Source organism: Bradyrhizobium sp. WBOS08 (assembly GCF_024585125.1).
In the GTDB taxonomy this organism is placed as follows: Bacteria; Pseudomonadota; Alphaproteobacteria; order Rhizobiales; family Xanthobacteraceae; genus Bradyrhizobium; species Bradyrhizobium japonicum_B.
This window is the reverse complement of record NZ_CP028988.1, coordinates 6,550,586-6,569,438: the sequence shown is the minus strand read 5'-3', so window position 1 is coordinate 6,569,438 and position 18,853 is coordinate 6,550,586. Positions and strand designations below refer to the sequence as shown.

The window sequence follows — 18,853 nt, the reverse complement described above, 5'->3', positions numbered from 1 at the left end:
ACATAGGGGGGACCATCATGTCCGCGTTGTCACGCCGTGATTTCCTGGCACTTTCGACATCCGCCGCCGCCGTCGGTCTCGCCGCGCCGGTGCGGGCCGCGATGGGCCCGAACGATAAATACGACCTGGTGATCCGCGGCGGCGAGGTGCTCGACCCCAGCCAGTCGCTGCGCGCCAGGCGCGATATCGGCATCCGCTGGGGCATGATCGAGACGGTCCAAGAGGCGATCCCCGCCGAGCGGGCGCTGAAGAGCATCGATGCGTCGGGCAAGCTGGTGATGCCCGGTCTCATCGATCTGCATTGTCACGTCTATCCCTACGGCTCGGCGATTGGGATTCCGGCCGACGAACTCGTGCAATTCCAGGCCACGTCGACCGTCGTCTCGGCGGGCGATGCCGGGGTCAACAATCTCGCGGCGTTGCGCCGCTTCATCGTGGCCCAGACGCGGGCGCGGATGTACGCGTTCGTCCACATCGCCAACAACGGCCTGTCGGCGTTCCCGGCCGCCGAGCTGTACAATATCGACGTCGCCCAGACCGAAGCCTGCGCAATGGCACTCGCCGAGAACCGCGATTTCCTGCTCGGGGTCAAAGTGCGGATGTCGGAGAACGTGATCTACAAGCACGGGCTCGAGCCGCTGAAGCGCGCCATCCAGGCGTGCGAGATGTGCGGCTGGCCGGCGAAGATGATGGTGCATATCGGCGGCGTCGAGTCCAAGGAGCTGATGACGCAGATCCTCGACTTGCTCCGGCCGGGCGACGTGCTGACGCACGCCTATTCGGGCGCCCCGAACATGTCCAACGTCTTCACCAACATCGTTCAGGACGGCAAGCTGCTGCCCGCGGCGCTCGCCGCCAAGCAGCGCGGCGTCATGTTCGACGTCGGCCATGGCGGCGGCAGCTTCGATTTCACCGTGGCGGAGGTCGCGATCGCCGGCGGCTGCGCGCCGGACACCATCTCCTCGGACATCCACGTCTTCTCCGGCAATTCGCCGGGCATTCCGTTCCTGCCCAACGTGATGAGCAAGTTCATGACGCTCGGCTTCACGCTCGAGCAGGTGGTCGCGATGGCCACCATGGCTCCGGCGAAGATCATCGATCGCGCGCCGAAGATCGGCACGCTGCAAGTCGGTGCGCCCGGCGACGTCGCCATCATGGAGCTGGCGGAGGGGCCGGTCAGCTTCGTCGACACCCGCAACAACAAGAGGGACGGCAAGGCCCATCTCAAGCCGGTCCAGACCGTGATCAACGGGGTGCCCTTCGGGCGGCCTTATCAGGCGCCGTTCGCGGTGAGATAGCGCCGCCTGCGACCCCAACGAAAACGGGGCCCGAAAGGGCCCCGCAATCATCTTCAGCGTGTACCGCGATCTTACTTGATCTTGGCTTCGCGGAATTCGACGTGCTTGCGCGCGACCGGATCGTACTTCTTCTTGACCAGCTTGTCGGTCATGGTGCGCGAATTCTTCTTGGCGACGTAGTAGAAGCCGGTGTCGGCCGAGGACACGAGCTTGACCTTGATGGTGACCGCTTTGGCCATGTTCTGAACCTCAGAATATCGGGGAATCTGGAGCCGGCCAAACGGCCCGCGTTGGCCGGCAACCTAGCCAGAAACCGCTCGATGTCAAGTTTTCGAAGCGTTTTCGAGCGAAGTGGGCACCGGTTCGCGTGAAGAAAACGCGTCAAAAACAACAACCTAGAGCCCCGACAGGGGCTCTAATCCCGAAAACCACCCAAATCGGGCCGATCAGGCCTCGAAGAAGCGGTTTTTCGGCCGAGGCAGGCCCAGATTCTCCCTCAAAGTGGCCCCTTCATACTCCTTGCGGAAAATCCCGCGCCGCTGCAGCTCGGGGACCACCTTGTCGACGAAATCGTCGAGGCCGGCGGGCAGGAACGGGAACATGATGTTGAAGCCGTCGCAGCCGCGCCCGACCAGCCATTCCTCCATCTGGTCGGCGATGGTCTTGGCGGTGCCGACAAACGAGAGCCCGCCATAGCCGCCGACGCGCTGGGCGAGCTGGCGCACGGTGAGCTTGTCGCGCCTGGCGAGATCGACCATGCGCTGGCGGCCGCTTTTGCTGGCATTGGTCTCGGGAATCTCGGGCAGGGGCCCGTCGGGATCGAAGGTCGAGGCGTCGGTGCCGAGAATGACCGAGAGCGAGGCGATGGCGCTGTCGTAATGCACGCGGCTGTCGAGCAAAGCGCGCTTCTCCCTGGCTTCATCGACGCTGTCGCCGACCACGACGAAGGCGCCGGGAAGAATCTTCAGATGCTCGGGGTCGCGGCCGATCTTCTCCATGCGGCCCTTGATGTCGGCATAGAGCTTCTGCCCGTCGGCAAGGCTGCCGCCGCCGGTGAACACGGCTTCCGCCGTTTCGGCCGCGAGCTGCTTGCCGTCCTCGGAGGCGCCGGCCTGCACGATCACGGGCCAGCCCTGCACGGGACGGGCGATGTTAAGAGGACCGCGCACCTTCAGATATTTGCCGTTGTGGTCGAGCGTGTGCATCCTGGCGGGATCGAAGAACAGCCCGCTCTCGACGTCGCGCACGAAGGCATCGTCGGCGAAGGAATCCCACAGGCCGGTGACGACGTCGTAGAATTCACGGGCGCGCTTGTAGCGCTCGGCGTGCTCCATGTGATCGTCGAGGCCGAAGTTGAGTGCGGCGTCCGGGTTTGACGTCGTGACGATATTCCACCCCGCGCGGCCACCGCTGATGTGATCGAGCGAGGCGAAGCGGCGCGCGACGTGATAGGGCTCGTCGAAGGTGGTCGAGCCTGTCGCGATCAGGCCGATGCGTTCGGTGACGGCCGAGAGCGCCGACAGCAGCGTGAACGGCTCGAACGAGGTCACGGTGTGGCTGCGCTTGAGCGCGTCGATCGGCATGTTGAGGACGGCGAGGTGATCGGCCATGAAGAAGGCGTCGAACTTGCCGGCCTCGAGCTTTCGGATCAGCTGCTTGATGTGCGGGAAGTTGAAATTGGCGTCGGGCCAGGCCCCGGGATAGCGCCAGGCGCCGGTGTGGATGCTGATCGGGCGCATGAACGCGCCAAGCTTGAGTTGCCGTTGTGCCATCGCCCGGTGTCCGTTCTTGGTGACGCTGGGGAAGACATAGGGACGCGGCGGAGCTCCGCCATCGGCGGGCGGCGGGAAGATTATTTTGTTTTTCGATGTGCGCTCAGCACAATCTCGTCGTTTCAGCCGTCGCCTGCGGCCATCCTTCGAGACGCCCGCCGTTGGCGGGCCCTCAGGATGAGGACTGAAGTCGCGGCGCCAGATTCAACAGGCAAGAATGCAGCCTAGCCTCATCCTGAGGAGACCGCGAAGCGGTCGTCTCGAAGGACGAGGCGTGCGCTCGACGGCTGCCAAGAAGAAACTTGCAACGCTTCGGGAATGACGCCGAGAGCGGCTCAGCCCAAAACATCCTTCTGCATCTTGCCGCCATAGAAATGGAAGAACGGCACCGGTGCGTCGTGGCGGAGCGGGCCGGTGGCAAGGCGGCTGTCGAGCTCGTTGAGCACGTTGCGCGTCATCGGATGCAGGTCGGCGAGCGGCTTCGAGCCGAGCTCGACCCAGACCAATTCGACCAGCTCGGCCTCGGCATGGATCACACCGTCGATGCGGTGCGTGATCGCCGAGGCATCCGCGGTGAAGAAGCGCGTGTCGAAGCGCTTGACGCGGCCGGGCGGGGTGATCGCGCGGGCGATCAGGAACAGGCTGGACGGATCGGGCAAGAGGCCGGCATCGGCGAACGGCTTCCACGGACCTTCGAGCTTCGCCTTCACCTCTGCCTTGCGACCGAGACAAAGGCCGGTCTCCTCGCAGGCTTCGCGGATCGCGGCGATCGCCAGCGATTTCGCGCGCGAGGCCGGCGTCTTCGGGCTGCCCTTGGCGAGATTGGCCTCCAGCTCGGGCGTGATGGGCGCCGCACAGGGCACGCGATAGTCGGCCTTGTCGACGCGGCCGCCGGGAAAGACGAACTTCCCGGGCATGAACACCACCTTGTCGTGGCGCTTGCCGACCAGCACTTTCGGGATCGCGCCGCTGCGATCGACCAGGATCAGCGTCGCGGCATCCTTCGGACGGAAATAGGGATGGTGGTCGGCTTCCTTGCCCTCGTGAATTCTTGCCTTTTCGTCCGCTTGCGACGTGTCCGTCATGTCCTCACCCAAAACGCTTCTTGATTATTTTTGCCTACACCGGCGGAATACCATCCGGAGGGTTGTCGTCAAACCCGTGCATGCGCAGAGCCCATTGCAGGCCGACCACAGCTCCCTTCACCGGCTGCAGCAGCGCGAGCGAGGCGACGAAGGTGAAGGGCAGATAGGCGGCGAAGCTGATCCAGACCGGCGTGGTGTAATTGGTCTCGATCCACAAGACGGCCGGCACCACGATGTGGCCGACGATGACGATGACCAGATAGGCGGGCAGATCGTCGGCGCGGTGCGGCGTGAAATCGAGACCGCATGCGGCGCAATTGTCCGCCGTCTTCAGGAAAGCGCGGAACAGCTTGCCCTCGCCGCAGCGCGGGCAGCGGCCGCGAAAGCCGCGCCGCATCGCCGCAAAGAGGTCGCGCTTCTCGACGAGACCGGTCTCGCGCGTCCAGATTTTCGGGGCCGTGCTCATCGTCACCATGCCTTGCCCTTCTTGCCTTTGCCCTTGTTCTTTCCCTTGTTCTTTCCCTTGCCCTTTCCAGGCTTGCCGGATTTCGGCTTCGCCGGCTTGCGTTTTCTCTCCGGACTGCGTCCGGGATGGGGCTTGGAAGATTTGCGCTGCGCACCGAGCGGCCGGCGCTGGCGTGGCGCGGTCTCGCTGGAGGATGACAGCAGCTCGAAGCGCAGCGCGCCCGCGATGGGAGCGGCCTCGATCAGGCGGACATCGACGACGTCCCCGAGCTGGTACATGGTGCCGCTGCGCGTGCCGACCAGCGCGTGACGGCTCTCGTCATAGTTGAAATATTCCGTGCCGAGGGATCGGATCGGAATCAATCCGTCGGCGCCGGTCTCGCTCAGCTTCACGAACAGGCCGGCGCGGGTGACGCCGGAGACGCGGCCCTGGAAGCTGGCGCCGATGCGGTCGGCGAGGTGATGCGCGATCAGGCGGTCGACCGTCTCGCGCTCCGCCTTCATGGCGCGCCGCTCGGTCAGCGAAATATGCGCGGCGACCTCGCCCAAGCTTTCCGGCGTCTCGCTGTCGGGCAGGGCGCCTTCGCCCAAGCCCAGCGCGCGGACCAGCGCGCGGTGCACGACGAGGTCGGCGTAGCGGCGGATCGGCGAGGTGAAATGCGCGTAGCGGCGCAGGTTCAGGCCGAAGTGCCCGTAATTCTCCGAGGAATATTCCGCCTGCGCCTGCGCGCGCAGCACCACCTCGCTGACCAGCGGGTAATAATCGTGGCCTTCGAGCTGGGCCAGCACGCGGTTGAACAGGGTCGGGCGCAGCGCGCCTGACTTGGTGAAGGGAATGTCGAGCGTCTCCAGGAACTCGGAGAGCGCGTGGACCTTCTCCAGCGTCGGCTCGTCGTGCACGCGGTAGATCAGCGGGAGCGATTTCTTCTCCAGCATTTCCGCGGCCGCGACGTTGGCGAGGATCATGAACTCCTCGATCAGCTTGTGCGCGTCGAGTCGCTCCGGCACCACGACGCGATCGACCGTGCCGTCGCTCTTGAGCAGGATCTTGCGCTCGGGCAGATCGAGATTGAGCGGATCGCGCTCGTCACGCGCGCGCTTGGCGCAGGCATAGGCGGCGTAGAGCGGCCTCAGTATCGGATCGAGCAGGGGGCCGGTAGTGTCGTCGGGCCGGCCGTCGATCGCGGACTGGGCCTGCGCGTAAGCGAGCTTCGCCGCCGAGCGCATCAGGATGCGGTGGAAGCTGTGCGAGCGCTTGCGGCCGTCGGGGCCGAGCACCATGCGCACCGCGAGCGCGCCGCGCGGCTCGCCCGGCACCAGCGAGCAGAGATTGTTGGAGATGCGCTCCGGCAGCATCGGCACGACGCGGTCGGGGAAATAGACCGAGTTGCCGCGATCGAGCGCGTCGCGGTCGAGCGCCGAGCCGGGCCGCACGTAGAAGCTGACATCGGCAATGGCGACATTGACGATGAAGCCGCCCTTGTTGTTGGGATCGTCATCGGGTTGCGCATGCACCGCGTCGTCGTGATCCTTCGCATCCGGCGGATCGATGGTGACGAGCGGCACGTCGCGCCAGTCCTCGCGGCCCTTCAGGTTGGCGGGCTCGGCGGCTTCCGCTTCGCGCTCCGCGGCGGAAGAGAATTGCAGCGGGATGTCGTGAGCGTAGATCGCGATCAGGCTGATCGCCTTCTCCGACTTGACCGAGCCGAGCTTCTCCTTGACCCGGCCCGAGGCCAGACCAAAGCCGCGCGAGCGGACGATGTCGACACTGACGAGGTCGCCATCCTGTGCGCCACCTGTATCGGTCTTGGCGATGTTCAGCTCGCGGTCGGCGAACTTCTTGTCGACGGGCACGAGCCGCCCGCCACCTTCGGGAAGCTCGCGGAATACGCCGAGGATGCGGCTTTTGGCCTTGTCGATGACCTTGATGATGCGGCCGCGCCAGGCCGGGCCTTCGTCCTCGCCGGTCGGCTCGACGCGCAGCAACGCACGGTCGCCGACGCCGGCGGCGGTGCCGGGCCTGGGCCGGCGCGGCATCTCGATCAGGATCTTCGGCGGCTCGCCGCTTTCGACCTCGTCCCATTCGGCGGGGGAGGCGATCAATTCGCCGTCGGCGTCGCGTCCGGTAATGTCGGCGAGCAGCGTCGGTGGCAGCGCGTCTGGCTCGGACACCTTGTGGCGCTTCTTCTTGACGATCCCGTCGTCGGCGAGCTCGCGCAGCATGCGCCTGAGCTCGGCGCGATCGGCGTTCTTCAGGCCGAACTCGCGTGCGATTTCGCGGGTTCCGGCCTTTCCATGATTTGCCTTGATGAAGGCGACGATGGCTTGCCGGTCGGGAAAGCCATGGTCATTCTTGCGTTTCACTTAACCTCTAATTCTTGATCTCAAGTCTTGCTACCTAAGTCTTGCCGGCACTCTTCTTGGCCGGAGCCTTGCTGGTCGATAATTTGGCGGCGGCGGCCTTGGTCGGCGACGTTTTTGCCGTCGACGGCACGGCGGCGCGCGCCTTGCTGGTGGATTCGGTTTTCGATTTGGCTGCCTTCTTCGCGGCCGGTTTCTTCGGCTTTGGCGGGGTGTCCTCGCCGTCCGCGGCCTTCTCTGCAGTCTTTTTGGCCTTGGCCGGCTTTGCCGCCTTCTTGGCTTTGGCCTTGCCGCCGCTCTTGCCGCCGCCTTTGGCCGCGCGCTCGTCGATCAGGGTGATGGCCTGGGCGAGCGTGACGGTGTCCTTTTCGAATTCGGCAGGGATCGTTGCGTTGACGCCGCCGGCGGTGACGTAGGCGCCGTAGCGTCCGCTCTTCACGGTGACGGTGCCGAGAGTGGGATGGTCGCCGAGCGCCTTGCCGGGATCGGCGCCGAAGCGCCGGCTCGGGCCCTTGGCGACCTTTTCGGCGATCAGCGTCACCGCGCGGTTGAGGCCGATGTCGAACACCTCGTCGCCCGCCTCGAGGCTGGCGTAGGTCTTCTCGTGCTTGACGAACGGCCCGAAGCGGCCGAGCCCGGCGGTGATGGGCTGGCCGGTTTCCGGATGCTTGCCGATCTCGCGCGGCAGCGACAACAGCTTCAGCGCGAGTTCGAGATCGACATCGGCAGGCGAGGTGCCTTTCGGGATGCCGGCGCGCTTGGGCTTCTCGCCTTCCTCATAATCCTTCGGCTCGCCGAGCTGAATGTAGGGTCCGAACCGGCCGGCCTTGACCCAGACATCGCGACCCGTATCGGGGTCCTGGCCGAGCGAACGGTCGGCGCTGGCCTCGCCATCGGCGGCGAGCTGGCGGGTGTAGCGGCACTCCGGATAGTTCGAGCAGCCGACGAAGGCGCCGAACTTGCCGGCCTTCAGATTGAGCCGGCCGGTGCCGCAATTCGGGCACTGCCTGATATCGCCGCCGTCGGCGCGGGGCGGATAGATGTGCGGCCCCAGCATCTCGTCGAGCACGTCGAGCACCTGCGCCACGCGCAGATCCTTGATCTCGTCGACGGCGCCGATGAAGCCGGTCCAGAAATCCTTCAGCACCTGCTGCCAGGAGATCTCGTTGTTGGAGATGCGATCGAGCTGCTCCTCGAGGCCCGCGGTGAAGTCGTACTCGACGTAGCGGCTGAAGAAGCTCTCCAGGAACGCGATCACGACGCGGCCCTTGTCCTCGCCGTGCAGGCGCTTCTTCTCCAGCTTGACGTAGCCGCGATCCTTCAGGACCTGCAGGATCGAGGCATAGGTCGAGGGACGGCCGATGCCGAGCTCTTCCATGCGCTTGACCAGCGAGGCTTCCGAGAAGCGCGGCGGCGGCTCGGTGAAATGCTGGGTGACGGAGAGCGACTGCCGTTTCAGGGCGTCGTTCGGGCTCATCGCGGGCAGGCGGCGTGAATCCTCGTCCTCCTCGTCGTCGCGGCCTTCCTGGTAGAGCGCCAGGAAGCCGTCGAACTTGACGACCTGGCCGGTGGCGCGCAGCTCCAGCATGCGGGAGCCTGCCTTCGCCGTGATGTCGACGGTGGTGCGCTCGAGCTCGGCCGATTCCATTTGGCTCGCGATGGTGCGCTTCCAGATCAGCTCATAGAGCTTCGCCTGATCGGCATCGAGCCTGCGGCTCATGCTCGCGGGGCGGCGCGACATGTCGGTCGGGCGGATCGCCTCGTGGGCTTCCTGCGCGTTCTTGGCCTTGGCCTGGTACTGGCGCGGGGCATCCGGCACATAGGCGTTGCCGTAATCCTCGCCGATCACCTTGCGCGCCTGGGTGATCGCGGACGGATCGATCTGCACGCCGTCGGTACGCATATAAGTAATGAGTCCGGTGGTCTCGCCGCCGATGTCGATGCCTTCATAGAGCCGCTGCGCGATCCGCATCGTGTGCGCCGGCGCAAAGCCGTATTTGCGGCTGGCTTCCTGCTGCAGCGTCGAGGTGGTGAAGGGCGCCTGCGGATTGCGCCGGGCCGGCTTGGCATCGACCGCGGTGACGGCGTAGATCGCCGCTTCCAGCGCCTTCTTGAAGTCTTCGGCTTCCGCGCCGGTGCCGATATCAAGGCGCTGGATCTTCTTGCCGTCGGCGCCGACGAGGCGGGCCTCGAACGCATCGCCGCGCGGGGTGAGCAGGGTGGCGATCAGCGACCAATATTCGCGCGCGACGAACTTCTCGATCTCGAGCTCGCGGTCGCAGACGAGGCGCAGCGCCACCGACTGCACGCGGCCGGCGGAGCGGGCGCCCGGCAGCTTGCGCCACAGCACCGGGGAGAGGGTGAAGCCGACGAGGTAATCCAGGGCGCGGCGCGCCATATAGGCGTCGACCAGCGCTCCGTCGATCTGGCGCGGATGCTTCATGGCGTCCGAGACCGCCTGCTTGGTGATGGCGTTGAACACCACCCGCTCGATCTTCTGATCCTTCAGCGCGCGCTTTTCCTTCAGTACCTCCAGCACGTGCCAGGAGATGGCCTCACCCTCGCGATCAGGGTCGGTGGCGAGAATCAGGCGGTCGGCGTTCTTCAGGGACTTGGCGATGTCGTTGAGCCGGCCGGCCGCCTTGGGGTCGACCTCCCAGATCATCTTGAAATTGGCATCGGGATCGACGGAACCGTTCTTCGCGGGCAGGTCGCGGACATGGCCGAACGAGGCCAGAACCTCATAGGACGAGCCCAAATATTTGTTGATCGTCTTGGCTTTCGCCGGCGACTCCACAATGACGATATTCATGTAGTTCCAGTAACTTACGGGAAAATCTGGGGCCGAAAACGAAAGGATTCGGGTCGGCCGTTTCGACCCGAACATGGGTGGTGAGGCCTCCGCTGTCAAATCGACGGGTGCCGAAGGTGCGCCGAATGGGAAAAGTTTCATATCGAAAAAGTTGCAAAACACCACCTTGGAGTTGCGGCCGATGTCGGCGTAATGTCGCCTGGGGCATGGATTCGGGTGGGGTCTGGTGACTAGGCCGGGGAAGAAACGGGCGCGCGCCCCTGTCGGCGCGCCGCGAGGCTCGCGTCACGAGGAACCGGGAGAGGGCGGCGCGGACGAGGCCGTCGCCTTCATCGCCGAGCAGGTCGGGGCGCTACGCAAGCTCGCCGAGCAGCACAAGCTCGCCGTGCTGCATTATCTGCTGGGCATGACCAAGCTCGAGGCCGACGAGCATCTGAGGCTGCGGAGCAAGCGCAAGCTGTCGTAGCGGCGCCGGCCATCTCTCTCTTGTCCCGGACGCGCTGTAACGCTCTTGGCGTTGCTGCGCAGAGCCGGGACCCAGCAAGCCTCACGTCTCGCCGCAACATGGGCCCCGGCTCTGCAGCGCATCGTCGAAGGGACGCTGCGCTGCGTCAGGGGCACGAGACCTGAGCCTTCGCGCGCCGTTACGCCGACCGCCGTCGCGACGGCCGCGGCTTCAGCATCGTCTCCGCCGGCGAGAGCAGGCGCCCATCCGCCGCGCGCATTTCCAGCTTCTTCACCGGGCGGCCCTTCTCGCGATCGACCAGGATGGTCGCGATCTCCTCGGGGCGATCGTCGAACTCCTCGCTCCATTGCCGCAGCGCCACCAGGATCGGGAAGGTGCCGCGGCCCTTCGGCGTCAGCACATATTCCTGATAGGCGCTGCCGTCCGAGGCGGGGGCGGTGGCGAGAATGCCGTGATCGACCAGCGAACGCAGCCGCACGGACAGTATGTTCTTAGCCATGCCGAGCTTGCTCTGGAATTCGCCGAAGCGGCGGACGCCGAACAGCGCCTCGCGGATGATCAGCAGCGACCACCGATCGCCGATCGCCTCCAGCGAGCGCGCGATCGGGCAGGAATCGCCCTCGAAGCTCGTTCGTTTCACCATCGTTCCGGTCCTGTCGCGTTCGCACGATTCGAACGCCGATCACGCGCTTGTGTGGTTGCATCATAAAACCATATGCCCTAGATGGCAACCTAGTTTTATGATGCAACCATTGGAGGCGAGCGTGAGACTGACGAACAAGACGGCCCTGATCACCGGCGGCAATAGCGGCATTGGCCTTGCGACCGCAAAGCTGTTCGTGGCCGAGGGCGCCAAGGTGGTAATCACCGGGCGCAACAAAGAGACATTGGAAATTGCGGCGAAGCAGCTCGGGCCGAACGCGCTCGCGCTCGCCGCCGATGCCACCGACATCGCCGCGACGGAAGCCGCGATCAGGCAGGGCGCCGAGACATTCGGCAAGTTCGACATCGTGTTCGCCAATGCCGGCATCGCCGGCGGCACGCCGCTGGGCTCGGCGGCGCCCGAAGTCTTCGAGAAGGTCATCAGCACAAATCTGACCGGCGTGTTCTTCACGGTGCAGTCGGCACTGCCCTATCTCAACGACAACGCCTCGATCGTCCTCAACGGCTCGGTGATCTCCGTGCTCGGCATTCCCGGCTACTCCGCCTACGGCGCCGCCAAGGCCGGGGTGCGGGCGATGGCGCGGATCATGGCTTCGGAGCTGTCGCCGCGCGGCATTCGCGTCAATGTCGTGGCGCCCGGCGCGATCCGCACGCCGATCTGGGGACCCGCGACCGCGACTCCGGAAGCCGAGCAGGCGTTCGAGAGGCGGATCGCGCTGTCGACGCCTCTCGGGCGCATCGGCGAGACCGATCACGTTGCGAAGACGGTGCTGTTCCTCGCCTCCGACGATGCCGCGCATGTGCAGGGCCAGGAGATCTTCGTCGATGGCGGCGCGGTGGCCTCTCCAAGCGGCGCGCCGATCTACCGGGGCTGATCGCTTCCGCCAACGAACCTTTCTTCCGTCCGGCGCAAGATGCGTGTTGCGCCGGACGGTCCGCGTGCCCCAGCGCTAGGCTGCGCGCAAAGTCGTTGCCGACTGGAGCGCACCGGCGATCGCCTTTTCGCGGTGGTCCGGGCCGACCTGGATGCCGTCGGCCGGGATGAACTCGACGCTGGCGATGCCGATGAAGCCGAACACCCAGCGCAAATAGCTTTCGAGGTGTTCGCCGGCCGCGTACGGCGTCTCCGCGCCGTAATAGCCTCCGCGCGAGATCGCCACGATCACGCGCTTGCCGCCGGCAAGACCCTCGGGCCCCGCGGCGCCATACTTAAATGTCTTCCCCGCCACGAGGATGCGGTCGATCCAAGCCTTGAGCTGGCTCGGAATGGTGAAATTGTACATGGGGGCGCCGATCACGACGATGTCGGCAGAAAGGAACTCGTCGAGCGCGGCCGCGCTTGCGGCCAGGTCGGGTGCAAGCTCTGCCGGCGCGGGGGCGCCTTGCGCGGCGGCGAGGTGCGAGCCGGAGAGGTGGGCCAGCGGGGTCAGGGTCAGGTCGCGATAGACCACGTCGAGCGAAGGCGTCGCCTGGCGCAGCCGGTCGACGATGGCGGCGGAGACCTGCCTGGAGACGGAGTGCGGGCCGAGGACGCTGGAGTCGAGATGGAGCAGTTTCATTTGGGTCACCCATGGTATAGATTTGTAACTCGAACTACATGAGTGACCGCCGAAATCCCCGCAAGAACGCACTTTTTTGAGCCATGGGCACATTACTGAAACCGACGCACGCCGATTTGCCTGCTCCGCCACGGCCCGATCCCGATCATGCCGATTGTCGCGGCGTGGCCTCGGTCCTGTCCCGCGTCGGCGACAAATGGAGCGTGTTCGTCATCATGATGCTGAGCGACGGGCCGAAGCGCTTCAACGAGCTGAAGCGCATGATCAACGGCATCTCGCAGCGCATGCTGACCTTGACGCTGCGAGGTCTCGAGCGCGACGGCCTCGTCACGCGTACGATCTTTCCGACCATACCGCCCCGCGTCGACTACGAGCTGACTGATCTCGGCCGTGGGCTTCAGGAGCCGGTGAAAGCGCTAGGGCAGTGGGCGATGGACCACCTGACGCAGATCGAGACTGCACGTACGCAGTTCGATCGGCGCAACAACGGCTAGCGGACATCCGACGATCTTCCCGGGCATTCCGGGGCCCGAGTGGAGCGAGGGAGCCCGGAATCCATTTGGCCAAAAGGCCCAGCTCTACAGCAGCGATACCAACCCGCCGCCGTGGCGTTCGAGCTTTCCGGCCAGCTCCAGCTCCAGCAGCACCGTGCGCACGATCGCGGGCGAGGCGCCGGACATCCGCACGAGATCGTCGATCGAGATCGGGGCCGGGCCGAGCAGGCCGGTGATCTGGTCGCGGTCGTGGCCTTGCGGATCGCTCTCGAACGGCTCGCTGTCGGGCTCGCCCGCGTCAATCATTAACGGCCGCTCCATGATCGGCTGCACGGCGTTGATGATGTCGGCGGGTTCGGTGACGAGGGTCGCGCCCTGCTTGATCAGGTCGTTGGCGCCGGCGGCGCGCGGATCGAGTGGGGAGCCCGGCACGGCGAACACCTCGCGGCCCTGTTCGGCCGCCATGCGCGCGGTGATCAGCGAGCCCGAGCGGTGCGCCGCCTCGACCACGACGACGCCGAGCGAAGCGCCCGAGATCAGCCGGTTGCGGCGCGGGAAGTCGCGGGCACGCGGCTCATGGCCGAGCGGCATCTCGGAGATCGCGGCGCCTTCGTGATCGAGCATCGCCGCGAGCAGCTCGCCATGCTCGGGCGGATAGATGCAATCATGGCCGCCGGCGAGGACGGCGACGGTGCCGCTGTCGACACTGGCGCGATGCGCGGCCTGGTCGACGCCGCGCGCGAGCCCGGAGATGACGACGAAGCCGGCTTCGCCGAGCTCGCGCGCGAGCAGGCCCGCGAATTTCAGCCCGGCGCCGGAGGCGTTGCGCGAGCCGACGATGGCGATCATCGGCCGCACCAGGGTCTTGGCGTCGCCGCGCACGGCGAGCAGCGGCGGCGCGTCGTCGATCATCGCCAGCCGGGCCGGATAGCCGTCCTCGCCGGGCGCGCGCCAGGCGATGCCGAATTTGCGGCTTGCGGCCAGCTCGGCCTTGGCTTCGTCCGCGCTGCAGATGCGGCCCGATCGCTGCGCACCGCCGCGGCGCGCGAGATCAGGCAGCCGCTCCAGGGCGGCGCGCGCGCTGCCGAAATGATCGACCAGCGAGCGGAAGGTGCGCGGGCCGACGTTGTCGGAACGGATCAGCCGCAGGCGGTCGATCCGCTCAGCCTCGGTCAGCTCCACGCTCGGATTGATGGCGTCCACGGCGGCTCCTTGCAGGCGCAGCATGGAACAACCTGAGGGCGTTGCGCAACAGCGACGTGCGCTTGCGCGGTCTCGGCCCGATGCTAAAAGCAAGGCCAATAAGAAGGATCTTGCCATGATTTCACTCGCCGACCTCCAGCGCCGCATTGAAGCGGGCGAGGTGTCGCCCGATGCCGCCATCGCCGAGGCGCATGCGGCGATCGAAGCCAGGGAGAACGACGTCCACGCCTTCGTCCGCCACGACAAGTCGGCGAAGGCGCAAGGCTCCGGTCCGCTGCGCGGCATCGCGGTCGGCATCAAGGACATCATCGACACCGCTGACATGCCGACCGAGATGGGCTCGGAGATCTATCGCGGCTGGCAGCCGCGCAGCGACGCGCCTGTGGTGATGATGCTGAAGCGGGCAGGGGCCACCATCATCGGCAAGACCACCACCACCGCATTCGCCTCGCGCGATCCGACGCCGACGCTCAATCCGCACAATCCCGGCCATTCGCCTGGCGGCTCCTCCGCGGGCTCGGCGGCGGCGGTCGGCGCCGGCATGATCCCGCTGGCGCTGGGCACCCAGACCGGCGGCTCGGTGATCCGGCCGGCGGCCTATTGCGGGACCGCCGCGATCAAGCCGTCGTTCCGCATGCTGCCGACGGTTGGCGTGAAGTGCTATTCGTGGGCGCTCGACACGGTCGGCCTGTTCGGCGCCCGCGCGGAGGATCTCGCGCGCGGACTTTTGGCCATGACCGGTCGCACCGAATTTTCCGGCATCGTTCCGGCGAAGGCGCCGCGCATCGGCGTGGTCAGGCAGGAGTTCGCCGGCGGCGTGGAGCCGGCGGCCGAACAGGGCTTGCAGGCTGCGATCAAGGCGGCCGGAAAGGCCGGCGCCAGCGTGCAGACCATCGATCTGCCTGAGGCCGTGCAGGAGGCCTGGCGCATCCACCCCATCGTCCAGGATTTCGAGGCGCATCGCGCACTGGCCTGGGAGTTCTCGGAGCGTCACGACGAGATCGCGCCGATGCTGCGGGCCAGCCTCGATGCGACGACCCATCTGACGCCGAACGAATACGACGAGGCGCGCCGGATCAGCCGCCGCGGCCGCCGCGAGCTCGGCGAAGTGTTCGAGGGCGTCGACGTGCTCTTGACCTATTCGGCGCCGGGCACCGCGCCCGCCAAGGAGCTCGCGACCACAGGCGATCCCCGTTACAACCGGCTCTGGACGCTGATGGGCAATCCTTGCGTCAATGTGCCGGTGCTGAAGGTCGGCGGCCTGCCTGTTGGCGTGCAGGTGATCGCGCGCTTCGGCAGCGATGCGCGGGCGCTCGCGACGGCATGGTTCCTGGAGCAGGCGCTGGCGAAGTCAGGTTAGCGCGGGTTCGGAGGCAGCCAGGGCCTTTGCGGACGCCGGAGGCGCTACGCCGGCGTTTGCATCTTGCCCGAGCCAGCGCTCGGCGGCGGCGCGACCGCTCCGGTGCAGCAGCCGGATGAAGCCGCGGCCGAGGTCGGTCGATGAACGCTGCGCCAGGCCGTCGACGGAGTCTTCAGCCGCGATCCGGGTGAGCCGCAGCGAAGGGGCTGCGTGCGACTGGGCCCATGCGACCGCCGCCATCTCGGCATTGAGGGCGGCGTTGGCCGCGATCTGGTCGAGCCGGCGGTCGATCGCGGCGAGGGTGATGGGCACGTAGCTGTCACGCGCGGGGGTGACCTGGACCAGCAGGACGTCGGCCGTCGTCGTCTCCTGCGCCAGCCGCAGCAAGGGCGGATTGCCGCCGAAGCCGCCGTCCCAATAGGCCTCGCCGTCGATCTCGACGGCGCAATGAACCAGGGGCGGGCAGGTCGAGGCCAGCGCGACGTCGGCGGTGATGGAGTCGTTGCGGAAGATCTGCTGCTGGCCGTCGCGGATCCGCGTCGCCGCAATCAGCAGCTTTGGTGCTCCTGGATCTTGCAGCGCCGCGAAATGAATGTCGCGCGACAGCGCCAGCCGCAGCGGATCGAGATCGAACGGATCGAACTGGCCCGAGCGCAGGGTCGGACCGAATGCGACCGAGCTTCCCGCCGGCGAGAAGCCGCCGAGCAGCATCAGAGAGCGGAACGAGGCCTCGTGCATCAGGCGAAGCCAGAACCGGTTCAGCCGTAACCGGGCCGCTTCGCGGCCGCCCTCCGCGAGGCCGGAGGCGAGCAGCAGCGCATTGATGGCGCCGGCACTGGCGCCGCTGATGGTGTCGATCTCGATCGGCTCTTCCAGCAGCCGCTCCAGCACGCCCCAGGTGAAGGCGGCAAAGGTGCCGCCGCCCTGCAGCGCCAGCGACAATTGCCGCGGCGGCCATCGGGCCGGGCGCGCCTGCACTGATGCAGCCGGGGCGGCCGCAGGTCGGAGCTCGACCGCAACAGGACTTGGTGCGACGGGGGCAAGTGAGGGCGCCGCCGGCGGAACGGCAACGGGCGCTGGCGCAGGAGGCGGTGTGGGCGCATCGGACCAGATATTGGTCGTCGACAGCAGCCGGCTTGCCGCAGTGCCCTGCGGGCCGGACTCCTCGTGCATGCCGTCGTTCGTCTCGCCCATTCTGAGCAACCGCGTCACGCCATTTGGCCCGTCAGGATGACAGGCATGGAACCCGTTCGCTACCTCGCCTTGCGAGTCGGCGACGAGTTGCGAACAGGATTCGAGATATAATGCAGAGAGGGGGCTTCGGTATCCGTAGATGCCCTGGCTTTGGTTGCCTTGCTTGACGCGGCTTACGCCTTCTCGCCGATCCGGCTTTCCTGGCCGGCCTGCAGGCGCTTGATGTTCTCGCGATGCGCATAGAACAACAGCAGCGTCAGCACCGCGAACAATGCTGCGAGCGCGAGGTGGCCGAACCACCACAGGAATATCGGCGTGATGAACGCCGCCACCAGTGCCGAGAGCGAGGAGTAGCGGGTGGTGAAGGCGGTCGCCAGCCAGAGCAGGCAGAACACCACCATGCCGGGCCAGAACAAGCCGAGCAGGACGCCGATATAGGTCGCGACGCCCTTGCCGCCCTTGAACTTCAGCCAGATCGGGAAGAGATGGCCGAGGAAGGCGCCGAGCCCGGCCACCATGGCGGCGTTGGGACCTGCGATATAGCCGGCGATCACGACGGCCGCGGTGCCCTTGAGCGCGTCGAGCAGCAGGGTGCCGGCGGCAAGACTCTTGCGCCCGGTGCGCAGCACATTGGTGGCGCCGATGCTGCCGGAGCCGATCGAGCGGATATCCTGCGTGCCGGCGAGCCGGGTCAGAACCAGGCCGAACGGAATCGAGCCGAGGAGGTAGCCGATGACGAAGGCCACCGGCAGGAATGCTTCAAGCCCCATGGCGGCCTCTCCAAAGGCTGGATTTCAAAGTCGCGGGATCGCGCAGGTCAGACATGCTCGTACACCGTCCGGCCGCCGACGATGGTGCGCACCACGCGGCCTGTAAAGCGGGCCTCGTCGAACGGGGTGTTCTTGCAGGGCGATTTGAGGTCGGCGGGATCGACCACCCATGGCACATCGGGGTCGATCACGATGACGTCGGCCGGGCTGCCGGCGCGCAGGGTTCCGCCAGGCAGGCCGAGCAGCTCGGCCGGGCGGGTCGACATCGCCCGGATCAGCGTTTTCAGGTCCAGCTCGCCATTGTGCACGAGCCGCAGGCCCGCCGGCAGCATGGTCTCGAGACCGACGGCGCCGGGCGCGGCCTCGGCGAACGGCAGCCGCTTGACCTCGACGTCCTGCGGATTGTGGTCGGACATGATGACCTCGAGCAGGCCGGAGGCGACGGCCGCCACCAATGCCCGGCGGTCGTCCTCGCTGCGCAGCGGCGGCGACAACTTCAGGAACGACCGGTAGGGACCGATGTCGTTCTCGTTCAGCGCCAGGTGGTTGATGGAGACCGAGGCGCTGACGGCGAGCCCGGCGTCGCGGGCGCGCTGGAGGATGTCGAGGGAGTCGATGCAGCTCAGCGAGGCCGCGTGATAGCGGCCCCCGGTCAGCGCGACGAGGCGCATGTCGCGTTCGAGCATCACGGCCTCGGCAGCATTCGGGATACCCATCAGGCCGAGGCGCGAGGCGAACTCGCCTTCGTTCATCACGCCTTCGCCGACGAGATCGGGGTCCTCGGTGAAATGCACGATCAGCGCATCGAAATCGCGTGCGTAGGTCAGCGCGCGGCGCATCACCTGCGCATTGGTCACGCTTCGGGCCGCATCGCTGAAGGCGACGGCGCCCGCGGCCTTGAGCAGGCCGAACTCGGTCATCTCCTGGCCGAGCATGCCCTTGGTGAGCGCCGCCATCGGCTGGATGTTGACGATCGCGGTGTCGCGGGCGCGGCGCATCACGAAGTCGACGGTCGCCGAATTGTCGATCACCGGCAAGGTGTCGGGCTGGCAGATGATGGTGGTGATGCCGCCGGTCGCGGCCGCCTGGCTCGCGGTGGCAAAGGTCTCGCGATGGCTGAAGCCGGGCTCGCCGACGAAGGCGCGCATGTCGATGAGGCCGGGCGCGACGATCTTGCCGGCGCAATTGACGATGTCGGTGCCCTCGGGGACGCCGGCCGCGCCGATGCCGCGGCGGGTCTCGCGGATGGTGCCGTCGGCGATCAGGACGTCGCCGACACCGTCGAAATCCCTGGAGGGATCGACGACGCGGGCGTTGGCAAGCAGGACGGGGCGGCGATCGATCAGCATCG

At 66.6% G+C, this 18,853-nt stretch carries 17 protein-coding genes; 5 read left to right on the top strand and 12 right to left on the bottom strand.

Annotation, left to right across the window (positions count from 1 at the left end; genetic code table 11):
• Positions 1–17 precede the first annotated feature (17 nt).
• On the top strand, positions 18–1,298 hold the full coding sequence (locus DCM80_RS30920; protein WP_257195117.1) for an amidohydrolase/deacetylase family metallohydrolase: 1,281 nt from the start codon (positions 18–20) through the stop codon (positions 1,296–1,298).
• 71 nt (positions 1,299–1,369) lie between these two features.
• Here the strand turns inward: DCM80_RS30920 and rpmG are convergent, their stop codons facing one another.
• From rpmG to topA, 6 genes are all read right to left on the bottom strand, one after another.
• Positions 1,370–1,537: a 50S ribosomal protein L33 gene (gene rpmG, locus DCM80_RS30915; RefSeq protein WP_007603295.1), complete on the bottom strand. Its 168-nt coding sequence runs from the start codon at positions 1,535–1,537 to the stop codon at positions 1,370–1,372.
• A gap of 207 nt (positions 1,538–1,744) precedes the next feature.
• Entirely contained in the window at positions 1,745–3,070 is a 1,326-nt protein-coding gene (locus DCM80_RS30910) for an LLM class flavin-dependent oxidoreductase (RefSeq protein ID WP_257195116.1), read from the bottom strand.
• Positions 3,071–3,405: 335 nt separating this feature from the next.
• Positions 3,406–4,155, bottom strand: coding sequence for an NUDIX hydrolase (locus tag DCM80_RS30905; protein WP_257195115.1), 750 nt, complete (start codon positions 4,153–4,155; stop codon positions 3,406–3,408).
• A 34-nt stretch (positions 4,156–4,189) separates the two neighbouring features.
• Positions 4,190–4,630 carry a DUF983 domain-containing protein gene (locus DCM80_RS30900; RefSeq protein WP_257195114.1) on the bottom strand — a complete coding sequence of 147 codons (441 nt, stop codon included), beginning with the start codon at positions 4,628–4,630 and terminating at the stop codon, positions 4,190–4,192.
• Positions 4,624–6,984, bottom strand: coding sequence for a ribonuclease R (gene rnr / locus DCM80_RS30895; RefSeq protein ID WP_257195113.1), 2,361 nt, complete (start codon positions 6,982–6,984; stop codon positions 4,624–4,626). Before rnr ends, DCM80_RS30900 begins: the two co-directional genes overlap by 7 nt.
• A 34-nt stretch (positions 6,985–7,018) precedes the next feature.
• Positions 7,019–9,793: a type I DNA topoisomerase gene (topA, locus tag DCM80_RS30890; RefSeq protein ID WP_257195112.1), complete on the bottom strand. Its 2,775-nt coding sequence runs from the start codon at positions 9,791–9,793 to the stop codon at positions 7,019–7,021.
• Positions 9,794–10,019: 226 nt separating this feature from the next.
• On the opposite strand from topA, the gene DCM80_RS30885 reads away from it, so the two are divergent.
• Complete coding sequence (locus tag DCM80_RS30885) at positions 10,020–10,259, top strand: hypothetical protein (RefSeq protein WP_028135921.1); 240 nt, start codon at positions 10,020–10,022, stop codon at positions 10,257–10,259.
• A gap of 178 nt (positions 10,260–10,437) precedes the next feature.
• On the opposite strand, the gene DCM80_RS30880 is transcribed toward DCM80_RS30885, so the two are convergent.
• The gene (locus DCM80_RS30880) at positions 10,438–10,902 is read right to left on the bottom strand and encodes a helix-turn-helix domain-containing protein (protein ID WP_257195111.1); all 465 of its coding nucleotides are present in this window, start codon (positions 10,900–10,902) and stop codon (positions 10,438–10,440) included.
• 121 nt (positions 10,903–11,023) lie between these two features.
• Between DCM80_RS30880 and DCM80_RS30875 the strand changes: the two genes are divergently transcribed.
• A complete protein-coding gene (locus tag DCM80_RS30875; protein ID WP_257195110.1) occupies positions 11,024–11,797 on the top strand; it encodes an SDR family oxidoreductase in 774 nt (257 codons plus the stop codon).
• 75 nt (positions 11,798–11,872) lie between these two features.
• Here the strand turns inward: DCM80_RS30875 and DCM80_RS30870 are convergent, their stop codons facing one another.
• A complete protein-coding gene (locus DCM80_RS30870; protein ID WP_257195109.1) occupies positions 11,873–12,481 on the bottom strand; it encodes an FMN-dependent NADH-azoreductase in 609 nt (202 codons plus the stop codon).
• Between the two features lie 83 nt (positions 12,482–12,564).
• On the opposite strand from DCM80_RS30870, the gene DCM80_RS30865 reads away from it, so the two are divergent.
• On the top strand, positions 12,565–12,975 hold the full coding sequence (locus tag DCM80_RS30865) for a helix-turn-helix domain-containing protein (protein ID WP_257195108.1): 411 nt from the start codon (positions 12,565–12,567) through the stop codon (positions 12,973–12,975).
• An 84-nt stretch (positions 12,976–13,059) separates the two neighbouring features.
• Here the strand turns inward: DCM80_RS30865 and dprA are convergent, their stop codons facing one another.
• A complete protein-coding gene (gene dprA, locus DCM80_RS30860; RefSeq protein WP_257195107.1) occupies positions 13,060–14,202 on the bottom strand; it encodes a DNA-processing protein DprA in 1,143 nt (380 codons plus the stop codon).
• A 91-nt stretch (positions 14,203–14,293) separates the two neighbouring features.
• On the opposite strand from dprA, the gene DCM80_RS30855 reads away from it, so the two are divergent.
• A complete protein-coding gene (locus DCM80_RS30855) occupies positions 14,294–15,538 on the top strand; it encodes an amidase (RefSeq protein ID WP_257195106.1) in 1,245 nt (414 codons plus the stop codon).
• On the opposite strand, the gene DCM80_RS30850 is transcribed toward DCM80_RS30855, so the two are convergent.
• The 3 genes from DCM80_RS30850 to DCM80_RS30840 all read right to left on the bottom strand — a co-directional run bounded on the left by DCM80_RS30850 (position 15,530) and on the right by DCM80_RS30840 (position 18,851).
• On the bottom strand, positions 15,530–16,732 hold the full coding sequence (locus DCM80_RS30850) for a patatin-like phospholipase family protein (RefSeq protein ID WP_257195105.1): 1,203 nt from the start codon (positions 16,730–16,732) through the stop codon (positions 15,530–15,532). The two genes, DCM80_RS30855 and DCM80_RS30850, sit on opposite strands and share 9 nt — an antisense overlap.
• A gap of 173 nt (positions 16,733–16,905) precedes the next feature.
• Complete coding sequence (plsY, locus tag DCM80_RS30845) at positions 16,906–17,502, bottom strand: glycerol-3-phosphate 1-O-acyltransferase PlsY (RefSeq protein WP_257195104.1); 597 nt, start codon at positions 17,500–17,502, stop codon at positions 16,906–16,908.
• 47 nt (positions 17,503–17,549) lie between these two features.
• A complete protein-coding gene (locus DCM80_RS30840; RefSeq protein WP_028135930.1) occupies positions 17,550–18,851 on the bottom strand; it encodes a dihydroorotase in 1,302 nt (433 codons plus the stop codon).
• Positions 18,852–18,853 lie beyond the last annotated feature (2 nt).

Coding starts and splice junctions, on each gene's coding strand:
- DCM80_RS30920 (WP_257195117.1), top strand. CDS start 18: ATGTCCGCGTTGTCACGCCGTGATTTCCTGGCACTTTCGACATCCGCC.
- rpmG (WP_007603295.1), bottom strand. CDS start 1,537: ATGGCCAAAGCGGTCACCATCAAGGTCAAGCTCGTGTCCTCGGCCGAC.
- DCM80_RS30910 (WP_257195116.1), bottom strand. CDS start 3,070: ATGGCACAACGGCAACTCAAGCTTGGCGCGTTCATGCGCCCGATCAGC.
- DCM80_RS30905 (WP_257195115.1), bottom strand. CDS start 4,155: ATGACGGACACGTCGCAAGCGGACGAAAAGGCAAGAATTCACGAGGGC.
- DCM80_RS30900 (WP_257195114.1), bottom strand. CDS start 4,630: ATGGTGACGATGAGCACGGCCCCGAAAATCTGGACGCGCGAGACCGGT.
- topA (WP_257195112.1), bottom strand. CDS start 9,793: ATGAATATCGTCATTGTGGAGTCGCCGGCGAAAGCCAAGACGATCAAC.
- DCM80_RS30880 (WP_257195111.1), bottom strand. CDS start 10,902: ATGGTGAAACGAACGAGCTTCGAGGGCGATTCCTGCCCGATCGCGCGC.
- DCM80_RS30870 (WP_257195109.1), bottom strand. CDS start 12,481: ATGAAACTGCTCCATCTCGACTCCAGCGTCCTCGGCCCGCACTCCGTC.
- DCM80_RS30865 (WP_257195108.1), top strand. CDS start 12,565: ATGGGCACATTACTGAAACCGACGCACGCCGATTTGCCTGCTCCGCCA.
- dprA (WP_257195107.1), bottom strand. CDS start 14,202: ATGCTGCGCCTGCAAGGAGCCGCCGTGGACGCCATCAATCCGAGCGTG.
- DCM80_RS30855 (WP_257195106.1), top strand. CDS start 14,294: ATGATTTCACTCGCCGACCTCCAGCGCCGCATTGAAGCGGGCGAGGTG.
- DCM80_RS30850 (WP_257195105.1), bottom strand. CDS start 16,732: ATGGGCGAGACGAACGACGGCATGCACGAGGAGTCCGGCCCGCAGGGC.
- plsY (WP_257195104.1), bottom strand. CDS start 17,502: ATGGGGCTTGAAGCATTCCTGCCGGTGGCCTTCGTCATCGGCTACCTC.
- DCM80_RS30840 (WP_028135930.1), bottom strand. CDS start 18,851: ATGCTGATCGATCGCCGCCCCGTCCTGCTTGCCAACGCCCGCGTCGTC.